The sequence below is a fragment of the Exiguobacterium sp. UBA7533 genome (assembly GCF_002479335.1).
Lineage (GTDB): Bacteria > Bacillota > Bacilli > Exiguobacteriales > Exiguobacteriaceae > Exiguobacterium_A.
This window is the reverse complement of sequence record NZ_DLMP01000001.1, coordinates 259,198-263,981: the sequence shown is the minus strand read 5'-3', so window position 1 is coordinate 263,981 and position 4,784 is coordinate 259,198. Positions and strand designations below refer to the sequence as shown.

General features: G+C 44.4%; 7 protein-coding genes. 5 read left to right on the top strand and 2 right to left on the bottom strand.

Going from position 1 to position 4,784, the window contains the following annotated elements; genetic code table 11:
• Positions 1-23: 23 nt before the first annotated feature.
• On the bottom strand, positions 24-1,193 hold the full coding sequence (locus tag B2U10_RS01380; RefSeq protein ID WP_035406631.1) for an FtsW/RodA/SpoVE family cell cycle protein: 1,170 nt from the start codon (positions 1,191-1,193) through the stop codon (positions 24-26).
• 144 nt (positions 1,194-1,337) lie between these two features.
• Between B2U10_RS01380 and fabI the strand changes: the two genes are divergently transcribed.
• Together fabI and B2U10_RS01370 are read left to right on the top strand one after the other, a co-directional pair.
• Entirely contained in the window at positions 1,338-2,111 is a 774-nt protein-coding gene (fabI, locus tag B2U10_RS01375) for an enoyl-ACP reductase FabI (RefSeq protein ID WP_029342212.1), read from the top strand.
• 119 nt (positions 2,112-2,230) lie between these two features.
• Complete coding sequence (locus B2U10_RS01370; RefSeq protein ID WP_035406634.1) at positions 2,231-2,449, top strand: hypothetical protein; 219 nt, start codon at positions 2,231-2,233, stop codon at positions 2,447-2,449.
• Between the two features lie 4 nt (positions 2,450-2,453).
• Here the strand turns inward: B2U10_RS01370 and B2U10_RS01365 are convergent, their stop codons facing one another.
• Complete coding sequence (locus B2U10_RS01365) at positions 2,454-2,966, bottom strand: YjcG family protein (RefSeq protein ID WP_290785211.1); 513 nt, start codon at positions 2,964-2,966, stop codon at positions 2,454-2,456.
• A 145-nt stretch (positions 2,967-3,111) separates the two neighbouring features.
• Here B2U10_RS01365 and B2U10_RS01360 point away from each other — a divergent pair, with 145 nt between their 5' ends.
• The 3 genes from B2U10_RS01360 to B2U10_RS01350 are packed head-to-tail and all read left to right on the top strand — an operon-like array spanning position 3,112 to position 4,771.
• Positions 3,112-3,654: a phosphatidylglycerophosphatase A family protein gene (locus B2U10_RS01360; RefSeq protein WP_035406640.1), complete on the top strand. Its 543-nt coding sequence runs from the start codon at positions 3,112-3,114 to the stop codon at positions 3,652-3,654.
• Positions 3,654-4,274 (top strand): phosphatase PAP2 family protein, encoded by a 621-nt coding sequence (locus B2U10_RS01355; RefSeq protein ID WP_052018989.1) that lies wholly within the window; start codon positions 3,654-3,656, stop codon positions 4,272-4,274. Before B2U10_RS01360 ends, B2U10_RS01355 begins: the two co-directional genes overlap by 1 nt.
• Positions 4,274-4,771, top strand: coding sequence for a hypothetical protein (locus tag B2U10_RS01350; protein ID WP_290785209.1), 498 nt, complete (start codon positions 4,274-4,276; stop codon positions 4,769-4,771). The genes B2U10_RS01355 and B2U10_RS01350 overlap by 1 nt, the downstream gene beginning before the upstream one ends.
• Positions 4,772-4,784 lie beyond the last annotated feature (13 nt).

Genomic DNA, 4,784 nt, shown 5'->3' with positions numbered 1-4,784 from the left:
CCACTGCCTTTTATCGTATGCGATTAATCTTCATCAAACATGGAAATCCGAGACTGAGAAGCGATTGCCATAATTAATCCTAGACCGACGAGGTTTACGATCATCGTTGATCCACCATAACTGATGAATGGTAATGGAAGACCTGTGATCGGTAAGACACCGATAGTCATCCCGATGTTCTGGAAGATTTGGAACGTGAACATGGCGACATATCCTGTCACGATATAGGTACCAAATGGATCCGCCGTCTCAAGAGCAATTTGAATCAAGCGATAGACGAACAGGAATAAGACGATCAATACGATGGCAGCCCCGATGAAACCATAGTGTGAGGCAATCGTCGTAAAGATGAAGTCCGTATGCAGTTCCGGAACGAATACCTGCAGTTTTCCGTATCCAACCCCGAACATTTGACCAGAACCTGTTGCATTGATTGCTTGGACGAGCTGATACGAGAGATCATCCGCATATTCAAAAGGTTGCAACCAAGCCATGATCCGGTTCATCGCGTGACCTGGGAAAAACGTTGCGAGTAAGTCGTTGTGGAAATAAAACAGGTAAAAGAAGATGATGACAGAACCTGCGAACAGGGCAAACATCGTCAAGAGCCATTTCCAGTTCAGTCCAGATAACAACATGGCACATGCAAGAATGACACATAAGATCAAACCGATTCCTAAATCGGGTTGGATGATAATGAGACCAAGTGGCAAAGCCGTGACAGCAACCATTTTAACGAGCAATAAGAAGTCGCGTTCGTGTTGAACATAACGGGCATTGTGTTCGGTGATGACGGCAGCGAGCGAAACAATCAAAAAGAATTTCATGAACTCAGCCGGTTGAACTGTCCCAATGACCGGGAATTGATACCACCCATACGCTCCTTTGATTTCAGTAACGATTGGTGTACCACGGAAAATAACAAGACCAATCAATGACAGGATACCAGCTCCGTATAAAAACCAGTGGAATCGCTTCAGCTGTTCATAGTCGATGAAAATGACGACGGATAACGCTATGAAACCGATGACATACCACTGAATTTGTTTGGCGGAGAAGTTGATGGCACTGATAGCACCTTTAAGCGAAGGTTGGGCCGTATAGATGGCGATGACGCTGATGACCATCAGACAGGCGAGTAAAAACAACAACGTATGATCATAACGTTGTGTAAATGATTTGAATCGATTCATTTCATCCCTACTTTCTATCACTTTCTATATTACCGTAATTTATCAAATCTGCAATATCAAGAGCGATGGTTGACAGAAGCGTTACGTTTTTGTAACCTGAAGATAGGTTTTATTACCAGGTACTAATTCAAGGGGGACTTTATCATGAATATTTATCCTTCACTCGAAGGCAAGACGTACGTCGTCATGGGCGTCATCAACCAACGTTCGATTGCATGGGGCATCGCACGTGCACTCGACGCTGCTGGAGCAAGCCTCGCATTTACATATGTCGGGGAACGTTTCAAAGCACCACTTGAAAAATTAGGACAGGAATTATCACGTCCGGCTTCTTATTATACGTGTGATGTCACGAGTGATGAAGAAATCGAACAGGTCTTCCAGACGATCCATGCAGATCACGGTAAGATTTCAGGAATTGCTCACTCGATCGCATTCGCGGATAAAGAAGCACTTCGTGGTGAATTTTCTGGTGTGACACGTGAACAGTTCGCGCAAGCACTTGATATCTCTGCCTACAGTTTGACGGCAGTCGTCAAGGCAGCGAAAGATTTCTTCACAGAAGACGCATCTGTCATCACATTGACTTACCTTGGTGGTGAGAAGATGGTTCCGAACTACAACGTCATGGGTGTTGCGAAAGCAGCATTAGATGCTAGCGTTCGTTATCTCGCTGCTGAATACGGACAGCAAGGTGTTCGTGTCAATGCGATCTCTGCTGGTCCGATCCGGACAGTTTCAGCAAAAGGTGTTGGCGATTTCAACTCAATCCTTGATAGCATCGAAGAACGCGCGCCACTTCACCGTAACGTTACGACGGAACAAATCGGTCAGAGTGGATTATTCTTACTTTCGCAAATGTCGAGTGGTGTAACAGGAGAAATCCTTCACGTCGATAGTGGATTCCACATTCTGTAATAGGTGATTTAGTGAACCGGGCTTCCCTTAGGAGGGGAGCTTGGTTTTTTTTGTGCTTAATCGGGGAAGTGTCAATTATAAACAACGTTAGAATTAGAAGGGGAGAGGAAGTGCAGAGGATGAACGCAATCGATTTTACGGTCGTACAATATGTGAATCGTCAAGTACGAGTCGACCCACAACTGAAAACTGAACCGGTCGCAAGGGTTCAACCGATACGCCCAGTCGATCCTTATCGAGAACATGAAACGCAAGATTTTTTAGAAGAACAGGCGAATGCATATGGAGTGTTACCAGAACTAAAACTTCCCGGTCGAAGCTTCGACCGGGAAGTTTAATCATTCATTGACCTGTAAAGCGGAATGTCTCGTAGACACTCCAAGCTCCATTTTCCAGTTCATACAATAAAGCCATTTTCGTGACATCTTCTTGGAAACGGATATCTTCCATCTTGAGACGTTCTAGTACATCGAACAATTCGACATCCGACAGTTCTTGACCAATCGTGATATGTGGCAAGAAATCGTATTTCGGATTATGCGCGAGCGGTCCTGTATGCAAGGCGCGATGTAATTGTTCTAACTCATCCGATGGCATTACTTTAAGGAACAAGACATTGTTCGTCGGATGGAACGACCGTGCTCCTTGGATGTGCAGATTGACCGGTTTCGTTTCGGACGCGATTCGATTTAACTCTGTCACGATGTGATCTAATTCTGTCTCATCGACTCCCGTCCGCTCCCGTAACGTGATGTGCGGTGTGATCAGTGAATACTTCGAGTCATATCTCTTTCGGTATGAATTGGCAAAATCTTGAACGCGTTTCGATGGAAACAATACAACCCCGATGTTCATCGAAAATCCCCTACTTTCCCCTGAAATGATAACGCTTTACAAAATAATCATGACGGATTCTGGCGTCGATGTCAAAGAAGTTTGAGAGGAGCTTTAGAATCCGTGTATACTAATGAAGTACTTTGTTGGAGAGGTGGATACAGTCATGAAGAAAACACATTCAAAAGAGGTCAAACAAGCAGCAATTGACAAGTTACATGAACGCGGGGTGACGATTCATGCGATTGCTGAGATCGTTTACCAAATGCAAGCACCATACACAGTGGATCTGACAGTAGAAACATGTGTCAGTTCGGTTGAACGAGTTCTTGAAAAGCGTGAATTACAACATGCGATCCTTGTCGGGGCAGAATTAGATATTCTTGCTGAAAAAGGATTATTATCAGAACCACTCTTGTCCATCATCCAAAGCGATGAAGGATTATTTGGCGTAGATGAAACGATCGCGATTGGTGCTGTCAATACGTACGGTTCTATCGCTGTTACGACATTCGGATATTTGGATAAGGCGAAGGTTGGGATCATCAAAGAACTGGATACGAAGCTCGGAGACGGAAAAGTCAATACGTTCATGGACGATATCGTTGCAGCCATCGCAGCAAATGCATCAGGGCGTTTGGCACATCGTTTGCGGGATAAGGAAGATTATTCAGCAGAAGAATTAGAAGAACGTAAGGGGACATACTAATGCGGGGGGCAAGAGCGGCGTGGGTGGGTGCATCCATCGCTGTCGTCTTGTTCGTGATCATCGCCGTCTCGATTCGAATGACGGGCTATTTTTTATTTGACGCTCAATTATCGTCGTACATGTCTCAACATGTTCCAGGGGACTATGTCTCTTGGTTCACTCAACTAGGCTCTGGTCCTGGGGCGATGACAATGACGGTGTTACTTGGAGTAGTGAGTTATGTCTTGTGGCGAGATCGTATCGCAAGTATTTGGTATGTATTGATGGCGATCTCTGTAGGAGCGTTGAATCAAGTCGTCAAATTTGCCTTCGTACGAGAACGTCCTTCATTGAATGAGTTAGTTGGTGGTGTTGGCTATAGTTTTCCAAGTGGTCATTCCGCGATGGCATTCGCTGTATATGTAGGATTTCTTGTCGTCGCTTTCCGGCATTTAAAAACGACTGGCAAAGTAATCGTATCGGTGTTGACAATTGGGTTATTTCTTGCCATGGGAGCTTCCCGCATCATTTTAAACGTTCATTATTTTTCAGACGTCATCGGTGGTTATTGTTTTGCAGCGATTCTTTTATGTAGCTCCTATGCATTCATCGTCTCCCGCAGAAAAAAAGGAGTGTCTTAATGCTAGTATTAGATGTAGATCATAGTTTATTATTTGATGAAGAAACGATGCGTTCTATTGATAAACCGACCTTGCTTGTTGAGCGAGTCGCCGGACGACCGCGATTCATGACGATGCGAGCGCATCTTAGATTAAAACGATTGGTCTCAATCAACGGTGTCATTCCGGTGACGAAACGAACGATGGAAGAATATCAGCAGTTGGAACTTTTCCAAATCGATGCGCCGCCTAAATGGGCAATCATTGCTAGTGGAGAGACATTGCTGAAAGAAGGAAAAGTAGATCGTCGATATGAAAACTGGCTTCGTCAATTTAAAAAGGAAAGCTCACTTGATTCTATCCTTGAGTATCTTATTGAGATGGAACAAGTGTCGTTTGATGTATATCCTTCCGACACATTATCGAATCAAATCGCACTTCCGCACGAACCGATTCATCGTACGTTGGACGAAGCGATGTTGCTAGAAGAATTATTTCGTAAATACGAAACAAAATAAAGAACCGGACGGT